The organism is Quadrisphaera sp. DSM 44207 (assembly GCF_900101335.1).
In the GTDB taxonomy this organism is placed as follows: Bacteria; Actinomycetota; Actinomycetes; order Actinomycetales; family Quadrisphaeraceae; genus DSM-44207.
The window spans coordinates 413,924-428,120 of the sequence record NZ_FNKA01000001.1 but is presented as its reverse complement, the minus strand read 5'-3'; the positions used below and the strand labels follow the sequence as shown (position 1 = coordinate 428,120).

Genomic DNA, 14,197 nt, shown 5'->3' with positions numbered 1-14,197 from the left:
GTGGCCCCTGCCTACAGTGCTGCGCGTGGACCCCGGCACCGGCAGGCTGTCCCTGCAGCAGGCGCTCGCCGACCGCGAGCGCGTCCTGCGCGCCTTCCTCGACGCCGACGGGCGCCTGGTGTCGATGCCGGCCAAGCACCGCAAGCGCCTCGTCGTCCTCGACCACGTCGCTCGCGTCTTCGAGCCGGGGGTGCGCTACCCGGAGACGGAGGTCAACGCCCTCGTGCGCGCCTTCCACGACGACGTGGCGATGCTGCGCCGCTACCTCGTCGACGAGGGCTTCCTCGAGCGCGACCATGGCGTGTACTGGCGCAGCGGTGGCACCGTGGTGCTGTGATCACCCTCCTGCCGGGCGCCGCCGGCCTCGGCGACCGCCTCGAGCAGATGGTCGACACGGTCGCGGGCCTGCCGGGCCACCCGCTCCTGGTGCACTCCGTGGTCGGCGGGGTGCCGCTGATGTCGCTGGTCACCCTCGCGGTGGCGGTCGCCGTCGCCCGCCCCGGCGGGCGCTCGCGCGCCGCGGCGGCGTGGCTCGTCGTCCTCGCCAACGCCGGCCTGCTCGTGGCGGCGCAGCTGACGGTGCTCGCCGGCCGCTCCCTGCAGGCCCGCCTCGGCGGGCCGCAGGTGGCCGCGGAGCACGCCGAGCTCGGCGCGCGGGTGCCGCTGTTCGTCGCCGGCGTGCTGCTGGCCTCGCTCGTGACCGCGGTGGGGGCGCGCCGGCCCGGGCTGGCCCGGCTCGGCGTCGTGCTCTCGGTCCTCGCGGGCGTCCTCGCCGTCTGGTGGGTCGTGCGCACCGGGCACAGCGGCGCGAGCTCGGTGTGGAGCGGGCGGGTGCCGCCCTCGTGAGCCTGCGCCCCTACGCGGTGGCGCCGGGCCGCCGCGCCGCGCAGGTGCTGGCCGACGTCCTCGTGCTGGCGTGGGCCTGCGCGTGCGTCCTGATCGGGCGCGCGGTGCACGACGCGATCAGCCAGCTCTCCCGGCCCGGGCTGCAGCTGCAGTCCGGTGCCGGCGGGCTCGCCGAGCAGCTGCGCAGCGCCGGGCGCGCCGCGCAGGAGGTGCCCGTGGTGGGCGACGAGCTGGGCGGGCCGCTGGACGACGCGGGCGGGTCGGTGGACCAGCTGGCCGACGCCGGCGGCTCGCTGGCCGCCAGCCTCCAGGACCTCGCGGACGTGGTCAGCGTCGTGGTCGCGCTGCTGCTGCTGCTGCTCGTGGTGGCGATGTGGCTGCCGATGCGGCTGCGCTTCGCGCTGCGCGCGGGCCGGGTGCACCGCCTGGCCACCGGTCCCGGCGGCACCGACCTGCTCGCCCTGCGGGCGCTGGCCTTCCAGCCCCCGGCGGCGCTGGCGAGGATCAGCCCGGACCCGGTGGGGGACTGGCGCCGCGGCGACCCCGGGGCCGTGCGCCGCCTGGCCGCGCTGGAGCTGCGCGCGGCGGGAGTGGCCGCACCGCTCACGCAGCCGCCGGTGCCCGCTCCTCCGGTGCCCGGACGCGCGCAGGGCTGACCGGGCGGGTCAGTCCCCGCCCTCGCCGCCGCGGCTGCGCAGCAGGCGCCGCAGCGACTCCAGCCGCGCCGGTCCCGCCGGCCCGGCGGCGACGTACGCGTCCAGGGCGCAGTCCGGCTCGTCGTGGCTGCACCCGCGCGGGCAGCCCGCGGTGCCGGGCTCGAGGTCGGTGAAGGCGCCGACGAGGCGCTGCGGGTCCACGTGCGCGAGGCCGAAGCTGCGTACGCCCGGAGTGTCGACGACCCACCCGAGCACCCGCCCGCCGTCGTCGCGCAGCCGCAGCGCCACCGCCGAGGAGGACGTGTGCCGCCCGCGGCCGGTGGCCGTGTTGACCGCGCCGGTGGCCCGCTCGGCCGAGGGCACGAGGGCGTTGACGAGGGTGGACTTGCCGACCCCGGAGGGCCCGACGAGCACGCTCTCGCGCCCGCCCAGCGCCTCGCGGACCGCGTCCAGCCCGTCCAGGGCGCCGTCCGGGCGCCGCCGCAGCACCAGCGCGGGCACCGCCAGCGCCCGGTAGGAGGACAGCAGGTCCTCGGGGTCGGCGAGGTCGGCCTTGGTCACGCACAGCAGGGGGTCGATGCCGGCGTCCCAGGCGGCGGCCAGGCAGCGGTCGACCAGGCGCAGCCGCGGCGCGGGGTCGGCGAGGGCCGTGACGACGAGCATCTGGTCGGCGTTGGCGACGACGACCCGCTCGACCGGGTCGGTGTCGTCGGCGGTGCGCCGCAGCACGGTGCGCCGCGCCTCCACGCGCACCACCCGCGCCAGGGCGTCCTCGGCGCCGCTGACGTCGCCGACGAGCGCGACCCGGTCCCCGACCGCGAGCCCGCTGCGGCCGAGCTCGCGGGCCCGCACCGCCACGACCGCGCGCTCGTCCCGGGCGCCCTCGTCCACCAGGGCGGTGCAGCGGCCGCGGTCGATGGTCAGCACGCGCCCGGGCACGGCGTCCCGGTGCTCGGGGCGGTCCTTGGTGCGCGGGCGCGAGCCGCGCGGGTTCGGGCGCACCCGCACGTCCCGCTCGTCGGGGTGGCGCCGGCGGTCCGCCACGGCGCCTCAGCCCCGCCTCACGAGCCGGACGGCGGCCCGGACGGCGGCCCGGACGGCGGCCCGCTCCGCACCGGGTGGCCGAGCATGCCCAGCCACAGGCCGGGGAAGTCCGGCAGCGTCTTGCCGGTCGTGGCGACGTCCTGCACGCCGACGCCGGGCACGCGCAGCCCCAGGACGGCGGCCGCGGTGGCGAGGCGGTGGTCGGCGTAGGTGCGGAAGACGCCGCCGCGCAGCGGCCGGGGCCGGACCACCAGCCCGTCGTCGGTCTCGGTGACGTCCCCCCCGAGCCCGTTCACCTCCGTGGCGAGGGCGTGCAGGCGGTCGGTCTCGTGGCCGCGCAGGTGCGCGATGCCGTGCAGGTGGGAGGGGCTGTCGGCGAGGGCGGCCAGGGCGGCGACGACGGGCGTCAGCTCCCCGACGTCGTGCAGGTCGGCGTCCAGCCCGTACAGCTCCCCGGTGCCCCGCACGGTCAGCCCCTCGCGGGTGAGCTCGACCTCGGCGCCCATGGAGTCGAGCAGGTCGCGCAGCCCGTCGCCCGCCTGCGTGGTGCGCTGGGGCCAGCCGGGCACCGTGACCCGCCCACCGGTGACCGCGGCGGCCGCGAGGAAGGGCGCGGCGTTGGACAGGTCCGGCTCCACGTGCACGTCGAGGGCGGCCACCGGCCCGGGCCGCACCCGCCACGCGGCGGGTGCGGGCTCCTCGACGTCCACGCCGGCGTCGCGCAGGACCTCCACGGTCATGGCGACGTGCGGCGCGCTGGGCAGGGCGGCGCCGACGTGGTGCAGCTCCAGGCCGTTGCGGAACCGGGCGCCCGCGAGCAGCAGCGCCGAGACGAACTGGCTCGAGGCGCTCGCGTCGACCTCCACGCGCCCGCCGGGCAGGGAGCCGGTGCCGGCGACGGTGAACGGCAGCCGGCCCCGGCCGCCGTCGTCCACCCGCGCGCCGAGCGCGCGCAGCGCCGCCAGGACGGGCGCCATGGGCCGCTGGCGGGCGTGCTCGTCGCCGTCGAAGGTGGTGACGCCGTCCGCCAGGGCCGCCACGGGGGGCACGAAGCGCATCACCGTGCCGGCGAGGCCGCAGTCGACGCGCCCGCCGCCCGCGAGCGCCCCCGGGGTGACCACCCAGTCCTCCCCGCGGTCGGCGACGCCGGTGCCGAGCTCGCCCAGCGCCCGCGCCATGAGCAGGGTGTCGCGCGAGCGCAGCGGGGAGCGCAGCACGGACGGCGCGTCCGCGAGCGCGGCGAGCACGAGGTAGCGGTTGGTCAGCGACTTCGAGCCGGGCAGCGCGACGGTGGCGTCGACGGGGGAGTCGGCGTGCGGGGCGGGCCAGACGTCGGGGCTCACCCGCACGACCCTAGGGCCCGCGGCGCACGAGCCGCCGCGCGCGACGGCCCGCGACCACCGGTGCGGTGGTCGCGGGCCGTCGGTGCCGCGGGGCGGTCAGCGCAGGGCGGACTTCGCCTTCCGGCTCGCGACCTTGCTCGCGGCGCGGGTGGACTTGCCGGCGGTGTGGGTGACGGCCTTGGTGGCCAGGCGGGCGTTGCGGGCGGCGCGCTTGGCCCGCCAGGACAGCCCCGGCTTGCCCTCGGTGTCGACGGCGGCGATGAGCAGGCCCCCGACGAGCCCGGCGTTCTTGAGCACCTCGGCGATGTCGTCGCCGCGCTGCACCGGGTCCTTCTGCTCCCAGAAGCGGTGGCCCGTCAGCGTCGTCGGGACCGTGAGCCCCGCGAGGAGCAGGGAGGACAGGCGGGGCAGCTTGTTCAGCGCCAGCAGAGAGCCCGCACCCGTCATCACCGCGCCGTTGAGCTTGACCAGCTGCTGGCGGTCGGTGGGCAGGGTCAGCGGGCCGATGCTCCTGCCGGCCAGGGCGGGGAAGACCGGGCCCCCGCGCGCGGCGTCCACCTGCGGGTTGCGCAGCTGGCCGAGGCCCCCGTTGATGAACTGGGCCGCCAGGAGGGGTCGGGCGATGCGACGCACGATGGTCATGGGGGACTGCCTACCGCACCGGGTCCCCCGCCGCACCCCGGGCGTCGCCCGGGTGGAGCACGGCCGGGGCGGACCCGGGGCGGACCCGGGGCGGACCCGGGACGAGGTGGGGACGGGACCGGAACAAGCCCGGCCGGGGGCGGCGTTCTGCCTGCCAGGACGGCACCCGCACCCGTCCTGGTGAGGAGGTCGGAGGTGCTCGTCGTGCTCGGCGCCGTCACGGGGGAGCCCGGGGCGCTGCGGTTCGCCGGGGGTCGCATCCGGCGACTACCCTCGTCGGTGATGACAGAGGACGTGACCAGAGCCCCCGAGGAGGAGTCCGCCGCGGAGCGGACCTCCCGGTTCGAGGCTGAGGCGCTCCAGCACCTGGACCAGCTCTACTCGGCGGCGCTGCGGATGACGCGCAACCCCGCCGACGCCGAGGACCTGGTGCAGGAGGCGTTCACGAAGGCCTTCGCCTCCTTCCACCAGTACCGCCCGGGCACGAACCTCAAGGCCTGGCTGTACCGGATCCTCACCAACACCTACATCAACTCGTACCGCAAGAAGCAGCGCCAGCCCCAGCAGGCGCAGAGCGACGAGATCGAGGACTGGCAGCTCGCCCGCGCGGAGTCGCACAGCTCCGTGGGCCTGCGCTCGGCCGAGACGGAGGCGCTCGACCACCTGCCCGACTCCGACGTCAAGGCGGCGCTGCAGTCGATCCCCGAGGACTTCCGGATGGCGGTGTACTACGCCGACGTCGAGGGGTTCGCCTACAAGGAGATCGCCGACATCATGGGCACGCCGATCGGCACCGTGATGTCCCGCCTGCACCGCGGGCGCCGCCAGCTGCGCGCGCTGCTGGAGGACTACGCCCGCGAGCGGGGCCTGGTGCCCGCCGGCGAGCCCGGAGCGGAGGAGCGATGAGCGGCGGCAGGCCTCACCCGAGCGACTGCCGCGAGGTCCTCGACCGGGTCTACGAGTACGTCGACGGCGAGCTGGGCCCGCACGACCTCGACCTGATCCGCGTGCACCTGGCCGAGTGCGCCCCGTGCCTGCGCCAGTACGACCTCGAGGCGCTGGTCAAGCAGCTGGTGCGCCGCTCCTGCCAGGAGGACCGCGCGCCCGAGGCGCTGCGGCTGCGGATCGTCGCCCGCATCAGCGAGGTGCGGCTCACCGCCGAGAGCTGAGGAGCGCGGCGGTGAGCCGCCCGCGGCGGCGCCTCAGGTGTTGGGGCGCTTGCCGTGGTTGGCGCCGCTGGACTTGCGGCTGCGGCGCTTGCGGGCGCGCTTGCTCATGCGGTCCTCCACTTCGCCAGGGGTGCCCTCCATGCTCCCACAGGACGCCCCGGTCCCTCCCGGCGGCGAGGTCGTGCGGGCCGAGCTCGTGGCCCGCGTGCTCGAGGTGGCCGTGGCCGCTGGCGAGCGCGTGCGCGCCGGCCAGGAGCTGGTGCTGCTGGAGTCCATGAAGATGGAGATCCCCGTCCTGCCCGAGCGGGGCGGCACCGTCCTCGCCGTCGCCGTGGCGCCGGGGGACGTCGTCCAGGCCGGTGACGTCCTCGTCGTCCTGGACGACGCCGCTCCGGCACGGGACGGCGGTCCTCAAGGAGGGCGCCGCGGCGCCCGATGAGCCCGGGGTGAGCCACATCGCCCCCGAGGCGGCCGCGGGGTTCCCCGCCGCGGCCGGTGCGCCCGTCTCCGTCGTGCCGTACCTGCTCGCGCTGGTCGACCTGCACGGCTCGGACCTGCACTGCAAGGTCGGCTCCCCGCCGCGGGTGCGCATCGACGGGCGGCTGCGCCGCCTGGACGCCCCGGAGCTGACGCCCGAGGACGTCGAGCAGATGGCCCGCGAGGTGCTGCGCGAGGACCTGCTCGAGGAGTTCGCCCGCACCAGCGAGGCCGACTTCGCCTACTCCCTGCCCGGCGTGGGCCGCTTCCGCGTCAACGCCTTCCGCCAGCGCGGCTCGGCCGGCCTGGTCTTCCGCCGCGTCGCGGTCGGGGCGATCGCGCTCGCCGAGCTCGGCCTGCCGGCCGTCATCGGCTCCCTCGCGCTGGAGCCGCGCGGGCTCGTCCTCGTCACGGGCCCGACCGGCTCGGGCAAGACGACGACGCTGGCCGGGATGGTCGACCACGTCAACAGCTCGCGCGAGGTGCACATCATCACGCTCGAGGACCCGATCGAGGTGCTGCACTCCGACAAGCTCGCGATGGTCAACCAGCGCGAGGTGCGCGTGGACACCGCCGACTTCGCCACGGCGCTGCGCGGTGCGATGCGCCAGGACCCCGACGTCGTCCTGGTCGGCGAGATGCGCGACGCCGAGACGGTCCGCGCGGCGCTGTCGGCGGCCGAGACCGGCCACTTCGTGATGTCCACGCTGCACACCACGGACGCGCAGGAGACCGTCGCGCGGATCGTGGACTTCTTCCCCCCGCACGAGCAGCACCAGGTGCGCCAGGCGCTCGCCGGCGCCCTGCGCGGCATCGTCTGCCAGCGCCTGGTGCCCCGGGCGGACGGCCAGGGCCGCTGCGTGGTGATGGAGGTCTGCGTGGGCACCGGGCGGGTCGCCGACGCCATCGCCGACCCCGCGAAGACGTCCTCGCTGACCGACCTCGTCGCCGACGGCGGCTTCTACGGCATGCAGACCTTCGACCAGCACCTCGTCGCCCTGGTGCGCGACGGCGTCGTGCTGCTCGAGGACGCCCTGGCCGCGGCGAGCACCCCCCACGACCTGACCGTCGAGCTGCGCCGCCTCGGCATCGTCGGCTGACCGGCGCCGCGCGCCCCCGGCGCAGCGGGCATGATCGGGCGGTGACCGCCGCCGCCCGCGCCCTGCCGTGGCGGGCGGTCATGAGGGTGCTGCCCACGGCCGTGCGCCGCGAGCTGGGCCGCCGGGACCTGCTGCTGCACGGCGCGGCCGTCACCTTCTACGCGGCGATCGCCGTCGTGCCCGGGTTCCTGCTGGCCGGGCGGACGGCGACCGTCCTCGTCGGCGCAGAGCGGATGGGGCACCTGGCGGCGGCGGTGGAGCAGTCCCTGCCGCCGGCGATGGGTGCGGGCCCCGTCGCCCGGGACCTGGTGCTGCAGTCCACCACCGTCAGCTGGTGGGTGGTCCTCTTCGCCGTCCTGCCCGCGAGCCTGTACGGGGAGGGGCTGCGGCGCGCGTACGCCTCCCTGGCCGACGTGGACGACCGGTTCGTCGGGTGGCGGGGTCGGGTGGCCGTGCTGCCGGTGCTGGCGGTGGCGCCGCTGCTGCTGCTCGCCGTCCTCGGCGTGGCCCCGGTGCTGGCGGCCCTGTTCCAGGAGGGCCTCGCGCGCGGCGTCCTGGGCGTGTACCTGGCGCTCAACGTCGACTGGGTCGCGGTCTCCCTGCCGCTGGCGTGGTCCTTCCGCGTCGTCGACCCGGACCCCCTGCCGTGGCGGGTGGCGCTGGTCGGCGGCTTCGCCACCGGCGCGTTCGTCTCCGGGTTCCTGCAGGGGTTCGTCGTCTTCCTGGCGCTGCCGGTCGACCTCGGCGCGCCCTTCGGCGGGCTCACCGAGGTCGGCGTCGCCACCGCCCTGCTGCTGTGGATCTGGCTGCTGCACCTGGTGGTGCTCCTCGGGCACGTGGCCACCCACCAGGCGCAGCGCCTGCGCGTCGTGGGCCCCCGCCGCCCGCTCGCCGCCGCCGGCAGCGGCGAGCGGCGCCCCTGACCCGGGCTGCGGGGCCGGGCTAGAGGGCCGGGCCGGGGTTGGACGACCCCTTCGGCGGGGGGGCCTCGTCCGCGTCGCCCGCGGGGTTCTGCGACCCCTGCGGCGGCGGCGCGGTCTCGCTGCCCGCCTCGGAGACACCGGGGTTCTGGCTGCCCTGCGGCGGCGGGGCGGTGGTCGGGTCGGGTCCTGGGTCCTCGCTCACGGCGACCTCCTCGGGGCGGACGGCGCCCTCGCCCCCCGCTGCGCTGAACACTAGCCTCGAGCGGTGCTCGCCGCCCGCGCTGTCCGCGCCGACCCGCACGACCCCCTCGCCGCCCTGGAGGTGGGCGACGCGCCCGCCCCGGAGCCCGGCGCGCCCGGGGGCCCGCCGCCGGGGTGGGTGCGGGTGCGCCTGCGCGCGGCGAGCCTGAACCACCACGACCTGTGGAGCCTGCGCGGCGTCGGCCTGCCCGCCGAGCGGCTGCCGATGGTCCTCGGCTGCGACGGGGCGGGCGTGGACGAGCAGGGCCGCGAGGTGCTCGTGCACGCCGTCGTCTCCGACCCGGCCTGGGCGGGGGAGGAGACGGAGGACCCGCGCCGCTCGCTGCTCTCCGAGCGCCACCCCGGCACCCTCGCCGAGCAGGTGTGGGTGCCCGCGCGCAACCTCGTGCCCAAGCCGGCGGAGCTGACCTTCGAGGAGGCCGCCTGCCTGCCCACCGCGTGGCTGACGGCCTACCGGATGCTGTTCACCCGCGCCGGCGTGCACCCCGGCGACACGGTGCTGGTGCAGGGGGCGGGCGGCGGCGTCGCGACGGCCGCCGTGGTGCTCGGCGCCGCGGCCGGGCTGCGCGTGTGGGTGACGAGCCGCGACGAGGCCAAGCGCGAGCGCGCCCTCGCCCTGGGCGCGTCGGCCGCCTTCGCGGCCGGTGAGCGGCTGCCCGAGCGCGTCGACGCCGTGCTCGAGAGCGTCGGGCACGCCACGTGGGCCCACTCCCTGCGCGCCCTGCGCCCGGGCGGCACCGTCGTCGTCTGCGGCGCGACGTCCGGGGACGCCCCGCCGGCGGAGCTGACCCGGGTCTTCTTCGCGCAGCTGCGCGTGGTCGGGTCGACCATGGGCAGCCGGGTCGAGCTCGACCGGCTCGTGCGCCTGTGCGCCGCCACCGGGGTGCGCCCGGTGATCGACTCCGTGCTGCCGCTGGCGCAGGCCGCCGAGGGCCTGCGGCGCCTGCAGCGCGGCGACGTCTTCGGCAAGGTCGTGCTGACCGTCTGAGCCCCGAGCGGCTCGGGCCGGCGGCTCACACCGGCGGCTGCAGGCCCAGCCAGGGGTGCCAGCCGCCGTGCAGCACGAGCCAGGCCAGCAGCCCGTAGCCCGCCTGGCCCGGGTGCACGCCGTCGCCGACCGCGAGGTCCGCGTGCCAGGCCTCGTGGTCGAGCAGCGGCGCGAAGCAGTCCACGTAGGGCACGCCGCGGCGCGCGGCGACGTCCGCCCACCCGCCGTCCAGCTCGCCCACCGCGGCCTGCAGGGACGGGTCCGCCGGCGGCGGGGGCCCGACGACGAACGCCGGCAGCGCGGCACGCGCCGCGTCGTCCAGGACGTCGGCGAGGTTCAGGCGGCTGCGCGCCAGGGACGTGCCCTGGACGGCGTCGACGCAGCCGAGGCCGACGACGAGGCGGTCGTCCCCGCCGGAGCGGCGGCGCGCGACCTCGGGCTGCCAGCGCTCGCGCAGCGCGGCCGTGCCCTCGCCCGGCACCCCGAGCGGCAGCACGGACGCCGCCGGTGCGCCCTGCTCGGTGCGGGTGCGGGCGGCGACCCGGCCCACCCAGCCGAGCGAGCGCGGGTCGCCGACCCCTGCGACCAGGTCGTCGCCGACGACGCAGACCCTCAGGGGAGAGCGGTTCACCTCACCGGGCCAGCGCCTGGAGGACCAGCCGCTCCTGCTCCGCCTGGTGGGCCTTGGCGGAGCCGGCCGCCGGCGAGGCCGACGCCGGCCGGCTGATCCGGCGCACGCGGCGCTCGCCGAGGACCTCGGGCAGCGCGTAGCCGAGGAACGGCCACGCGCCCTGGTTGGCGGGCTCCTCCTGGACCCACACCAGCTCGGCGTCCTCGGGGTAGGCGGACAGCGCCTCGCGCAGGCCCGCGCCGTCCACCGGGTACAGCTGCTCCAGGCGCACCACGGCGGTGCGCCGGTCCCCGGCCGCCTCGCGCGCGGCCAGCAGGTCGTAGGAGACCTTGCCCGAGCAGACCAGGACGCGGTCCACCGACCCGGCGTCGAGGCCGCCCGCGGCCAGCGCCGGGTCGGGCAGCACGGGCCGGAAGCCGCCGCTGGTGAACTCCTCCAGGCCCGAGGACGCGGCCTTCAGGCGCAGCATCGACTTGGGCGTGAACACCACCAGCGGACGGCGCGGCCGCGCGTGCGCCTGGCGGCGCAGCAGGTGGAAGTACGACGCCGGCGTCGACGGCATGGCGACCGTCATGTTCTGCTCCGCGCACAGCTGCAGGAACCGCTCGATGCGGGCGGAGGAGTGGTCCGGGCCCTGCCCCTCGTAGCCGTGCGGCAGCAGCAGGACGACGGAGGAGCGCTGCGCCCACTTCTGCTCGGAGGAGGCGATGAACTCGTCGATGATCGTCTGCGCGCCGGGCGCGAAGTCCCCGAACTGCGCCTCCCACAGCACCAGCGCGTCCGGGCGCTCGACGCTGTAGCCGTACTCGAAGCCCATCGCCGCGAACTCGGACAGCAGCGAGTCGTAGACCCAGAACCGCGCCTGGTCGGGGGCCAGGTACAGCAGCGGGGTCCACTCCTCGCCGGTGACCCGGTCGGTGAGCACCGCGTGCCGCTGCACGAAGGTGCCGCGGCGGCTGTCCTGCCCGGCCAGGCGCACCGGGCGGCCCTCCAGGAGCAGCGAGCCCATGGCCAGCAGCTCCCCGTACGCCCAGTCGATGCCGCCCTCGCGGGACATCTGCGCCCGCCGCTCCAGCAGCGGCCGCAGCTTCGGGTGCACCGTGAAGCCGTCCGGCGGGGAGGTGTGGGCCTGGCCGATGCGGGCGACGACGTCGGCGCCGACCGCGGTGTCCACCGGGTCGGCGACCGAGTCGTCCTGCTGGGACGCCGGCCGGTCCAGGCCCGCGGTGGTGCCCCGCGGGGCACCGGAGCCGGTGTCGCGGGTCTCGGCGAAGACGCGCTCGAGCTGCTGGCGGTAGTCCTCGACGACCGCCTCGGCCTCCTCCGCCGTGATGTCCCCGCGGCCGATGAGGGCCTCCGCGTACAGCTTGCGCACGCTGCGCTTGGCCTCGATGAGGTTGTACATCAGCGGCTGCGTCATCGACGGGTCGTCGCCCTCGTTGTGGCCGCGGCGCCGGTAGCAGACCATGTCGACGACGACGTCCTTGGCGAACTCCTGGCGGAACTCGAACGCCAGCCGGGCGACCCGCACGCAGGCCTCCGGGTCGTCGCCGTTGACGTGGAAGATCGGCGCCTGGACCATCCGCGCCACGTCCGTGGAGTAGAACGACGAGCGCGAGGACGCCGGGGCGGTGGTGAACCCGACCTGGTTGTTGATCACCACGTGGACGGTGCCGCCGGTGCGGTACCCGCGCAGCTGGGACAGGTTCAGCGTCTCCGCGACCACGCCCTGCCCGGCGAACGCCGCGTCCCCGTGCAGCAGCACGGGCAGCACGGGGTAGCTGGACCCGCCCAGGTTGATGCGGTCCTGCTTGGCGCGCACGACGCCCTCGAGCACCGGGTCGACCGCCTCTAGGTGGGAGGGGTTGGCGGCCAGGTACACCTTGGTCGTGGCGCCGTCCTCGGCGGTGAAGGTGCCCTCGGTGCCGAGGTGGTACTTCACGTCGCCGGAGCCCTGCACGCTGCGCGGGTCCTGGGTGCCCTCGAACTCGCGGAAGATCTGCCCGTAGCTCTTGCCGGCGATGTTGGCCAGGACGTTCAGCCGCCCGCGGTGGGGCATGCCGATGGCGACCTCGTCGAGGCCGGCGTGCGCGGCGTCGGAGAGCACCGCGTCCAGCAGCGGGATGACGCTCTCCCCGCCCTCGAGGCTGAACCGCTTCTGCCCGACGAACTTGGTCTGCAGGAAGGTCTCGAACGCCTCGGCGGCGTTCAGGCGCCGCAGCACCCGCAGGTGCTCCTCGCGCGAGAGCGGGCTGTAGCGCCGCTCGACCCGCTCCTGGATCCAGCGCCGCTGCACCGGGTCCTGGATGTGCATGTACTCGATGCCGACGGTGCGGCAGTAGGAGTCGCGCAGCACGCCGAGGATGTCGCGCAGCAGCATCATCGGCCGCCCGCCGAAGCCGCCGGTGGGGAACTCGCGGTCCAGGTCCCACAGGGTCAGCCCGTGGGTCTGGACGTCGAGGTCCGGGTGGCGCCGCTGGCGGTACTCCAGCGGGTCGGTGTCGGCCATCAGGTGCCCGCGCACCCGGTAGGCGTGGATGAGCTCCACCACGCGCGCGGTCTTGCCGATCTCGTCGTCGTGGGAGACGGAGATGTCCTGCACCCACCGCACCGGCTCGTACGGGATGCGCAGCGCCGCGAAGACGCGGTCGTAGAAGCCGTCCTGGCCGAGCAGCTTGGTGTGCACCAGCCGCAGGAACTCACCGGACTGCGCGCCCTGGATGATGCGGTGGTCGTAGGTGGACGTCAGCGTCATGACCTTGCTGACCGCCAGGCGCGCGAGGGTCTCCGCCGAGGCGCCCTGGTACTCCGCCGGGTACTCCATGGCCCCGACGCCGATGATCGTGCCCTGGCCGGCCACCAGGCGCGGCACCGAGTGCACCGTGCCGATCGTGCCGGGGTTGGTCAGGCTGATGGTGGTGCCGGCGAAGTCCGGCACGCCGAGCCTGCCGGAGCGCGCGCGGCGCACGAGGTCCTCGTAGGCGGCCCAGAAGTGGGCGAAGTCCATCTCCTCGGCGGCCTTGATGCTCGGCACGAGCAGCTGGCGGGTGCCGTCCTTGCCGGGCAGGTCGATCGCCAGGCCGAAGTTGACGTGCTGGGGCCTGACGACGCCGGGCCTGCCGTCGACCTCGGTGTACGCCCAGTTCATCTCCGGCATGTCGCGCAGCGCCTCGACGACCGCGAAGCCGATGAGGTGGGTGAAGGAGACCTTGCCGCCGCGGGCGCGCTTGAGGTGGTTGTTGATGACGATGCGGTTGTCGACGAGCAGCTTCGCCGGCACCGCGCGCACGCTGGTGGCGGTGGGCACCGCGAGGCTGGCCTCCATGTTGGCCACCACGCGCGCCGCCGGGCCGCGCAGGCGCTCGACCTGCGCGGCGTCCGCGGCCTCGGCGTCCTCGGCGGGGCCCCGCCCGCCGCGGGCCGGGGCGCTCGGCGCGGCCGGTGCGGCGGGCGCGGGCGGCGCGGTCCGGGCCGAGGGCGCGGCCGCCGCGGGCTTCCCGGTGGTCGAGGACGTGCCCGCGCGGGCGGCGGGGGAGGTGGCCGGCAGGTCGCGCGGCTGGGGGCGGCGCTCGGCCGGCACCGGGACGCCCTCGGCGCCGGAGGAGGCCGCGGGGGAGCCGGCCGGGGCCGTCGGCGCCGCGGCCCGGGGAGCCGGCGCGGGAGCGGGGGCCGGGCGCGGGGCGGCCTGTGGGGAGGGCTGGGCCGAGCTCCGCTGGGCCGGGGGCTGCTGGGCCCGGGGCTGCTGGGCCCGGGGCTGTGCGCCGTCGCCGGAGCCTGAGCCGCCGTCGTCCCCGCGGCTGCCGGGGGAGTGCTTGGCGAAGTAGTCCCACCAGGCGGGGTCCACCGACTCCCTGTCCTTGAGGTACTGCTGGTACAGGTCCTCGACCAGCCAGTCGTTCGCCCCGAACTCAGCGGCCGGGTCGGTGCCCGGGCCCTGCTGCGAGCTGCCGGTGGTGGGGGTCTGGGTCATGGCGGGTGTTCGCCTTCTTCCACTTCCACGGTCCCGCGACGCTGCTCCGCGACGCTCGTTCGCCGCCCAGAACCCTATCTCGCCCACGGGCGCCCGACGGGCTTCCCGAGCGTCCCGCACCCCCGCACCGGTGTGACGCGGCTCACC

Annotated in this window: 16 protein-coding genes; 9 read left to right on the top strand and 7 right to left on the bottom strand. The window is 76.6% G+C overall.

The window, feature by feature from the left end:
* Window positions 1-25 precede the first annotated feature (25 nt).
* The 3 genes from BLS82_RS02000 to BLS82_RS01990 are packed head-to-tail and all read left to right on the top strand — an operon-like array spanning window position 26 to window position 1,502.
* Window positions 26-337: a DUF2087 domain-containing protein gene (locus BLS82_RS02000; RefSeq protein ID WP_218123448.1), complete on the top strand. Its 312-nt coding sequence runs from the start codon at window positions 26-28 to the stop codon at window positions 335-337.
* Window positions 334-846: a DUF2231 domain-containing protein gene (locus BLS82_RS01995; protein WP_092861124.1), complete on the top strand. Its 513-nt coding sequence runs from the start codon at window positions 334-336 to the stop codon at window positions 844-846. Before BLS82_RS02000 ends, BLS82_RS01995 begins: the two co-directional genes overlap by 4 nt.
* A complete protein-coding gene (locus tag BLS82_RS01990) occupies window positions 843-1,502 on the top strand; it encodes a hypothetical protein (protein ID WP_143028708.1) in 660 nt (219 codons plus the stop codon). Before BLS82_RS01995 ends, BLS82_RS01990 begins: the two co-directional genes overlap by 4 nt.
* 9 nt (window positions 1,503-1,511) lie before the next feature.
* Here the strand turns inward: BLS82_RS01990 and rsgA are convergent, their stop codons facing one another.
* The 3 genes from rsgA to BLS82_RS01975 form a co-directional block, all read right to left on the bottom strand.
* Complete coding sequence (rsgA, locus tag BLS82_RS01985) at window positions 1,512-2,546, bottom strand: ribosome small subunit-dependent GTPase A (protein ID WP_092861120.1); 1,035 nt, start codon at window positions 2,544-2,546, stop codon at window positions 1,512-1,514.
* Between the two features lie 17 nt (window positions 2,547-2,563).
* Window positions 2,564-3,889, bottom strand: coding sequence for a 3-phosphoshikimate 1-carboxyvinyltransferase (aroA, locus tag BLS82_RS01980; RefSeq protein WP_255378052.1), 1,326 nt, complete (start codon window positions 3,887-3,889; stop codon window positions 2,564-2,566).
* 96 nt (window positions 3,890-3,985) lie between these two features.
* The gene (locus tag BLS82_RS01975; protein WP_092861116.1) at window positions 3,986-4,531 is read right to left on the bottom strand and encodes a DoxX family protein; all 546 of its coding nucleotides are present in this window, start codon (window positions 4,529-4,531) and stop codon (window positions 3,986-3,988) included.
* Window positions 4,532-4,813: 282 nt separating this feature from the next.
* Here BLS82_RS01975 and BLS82_RS01970 point away from each other — a divergent pair, with 282 nt between their 5' ends.
* On the top strand, window positions 4,814-5,437 hold the full coding sequence (locus tag BLS82_RS01970) for a sigma-70 family RNA polymerase sigma factor (protein WP_092862570.1): 624 nt from the start codon (window positions 4,814-4,816) through the stop codon (window positions 5,435-5,437).
* Window positions 5,434-5,700 carry a mycothiol system anti-sigma-R factor gene (gene rsrA / locus BLS82_RS01965; protein WP_092861114.1) on the top strand — a complete coding sequence of 89 codons (267 nt, stop codon included), beginning with the start codon at window positions 5,434-5,436 and terminating at the stop codon, window positions 5,698-5,700. The genes BLS82_RS01970 and rsrA overlap by 4 nt, the downstream gene beginning before the upstream one ends.
* 33 nt (window positions 5,701-5,733) lie before the next feature.
* On the opposite strand, the gene BLS82_RS16680 is transcribed toward rsrA, so the two are convergent.
* On the bottom strand, window positions 5,734-5,808 hold the full coding sequence (locus BLS82_RS16680; protein ID WP_369811034.1) for a 50S ribosomal protein bL37: 75 nt from the start codon (window positions 5,806-5,808) through the stop codon (window positions 5,734-5,736).
* Window positions 5,809-5,839: 31 nt separating this feature from the next.
* Here BLS82_RS16680 and BLS82_RS01960 point away from each other — a divergent pair, with 31 nt between their 5' ends.
* Genes BLS82_RS01960 through BLS82_RS01950 form a run of 3 tightly spaced genes read left to right on the top strand, consistent with a single transcriptional unit; the run spans window position 5,840 to window position 8,200 of the window.
* The gene (locus BLS82_RS01960) at window positions 5,840-6,139 is read left to right on the top strand and encodes a biotin/lipoyl-binding carrier protein (protein ID WP_092861112.1); all 300 of its coding nucleotides are present in this window, start codon (window positions 5,840-5,842) and stop codon (window positions 6,137-6,139) included.
* A gap of 16 nt (window positions 6,140-6,155) precedes the next feature.
* Entirely contained in the window at window positions 6,156-7,277 is a 1,122-nt protein-coding gene (locus BLS82_RS01955) for a type IV pilus twitching motility protein PilT (RefSeq protein ID WP_092862567.1), read from the top strand.
* 41 nt (window positions 7,278-7,318) lie between these two features.
* Window positions 7,319-8,200 (top strand): YhjD/YihY/BrkB family envelope integrity protein, encoded by an 882-nt coding sequence (locus BLS82_RS01950; protein WP_218123446.1) that lies wholly within the window; start codon window positions 7,319-7,321, stop codon window positions 8,198-8,200.
* 19 nt (window positions 8,201-8,219) lie between these two features.
* On the opposite strand, the gene BLS82_RS01945 is transcribed toward BLS82_RS01950, so the two are convergent.
* Entirely contained in the window at window positions 8,220-8,402 is a 183-nt protein-coding gene (locus tag BLS82_RS01945) for a hypothetical protein (protein WP_143028707.1), read from the bottom strand.
* A gap of 63 nt (window positions 8,403-8,465) precedes the next feature.
* On the opposite strand from BLS82_RS01945, the gene BLS82_RS01940 reads away from it, so the two are divergent.
* On the top strand, window positions 8,466-9,449 hold the full coding sequence (locus BLS82_RS01940; RefSeq protein WP_092861108.1) for a zinc-binding dehydrogenase: 984 nt from the start codon (window positions 8,466-8,468) through the stop codon (window positions 9,447-9,449).
* A gap of 25 nt (window positions 9,450-9,474) precedes the next feature.
* Here the strand turns inward: BLS82_RS01940 and BLS82_RS01935 are convergent, their stop codons facing one another.
* Entirely contained in the window at window positions 9,475-10,080 is a 606-nt protein-coding gene (locus tag BLS82_RS01935) for a GDSL-type esterase/lipase family protein (protein WP_092861106.1), read from the bottom strand.
* A 1-nt stretch (window position 10,081) separates the two neighbouring features.
* Window positions 10,082-14,050 (bottom strand): multifunctional oxoglutarate decarboxylase/oxoglutarate dehydrogenase thiamine pyrophosphate-binding subunit/dihydrolipoyllysine-residue succinyltransferase subunit, encoded by a 3,969-nt coding sequence (locus BLS82_RS01930; RefSeq protein ID WP_092861104.1) that lies wholly within the window; start codon window positions 14,048-14,050, stop codon window positions 10,082-10,084.
* Window positions 14,051-14,197: the final 147 nt, after the last annotated feature.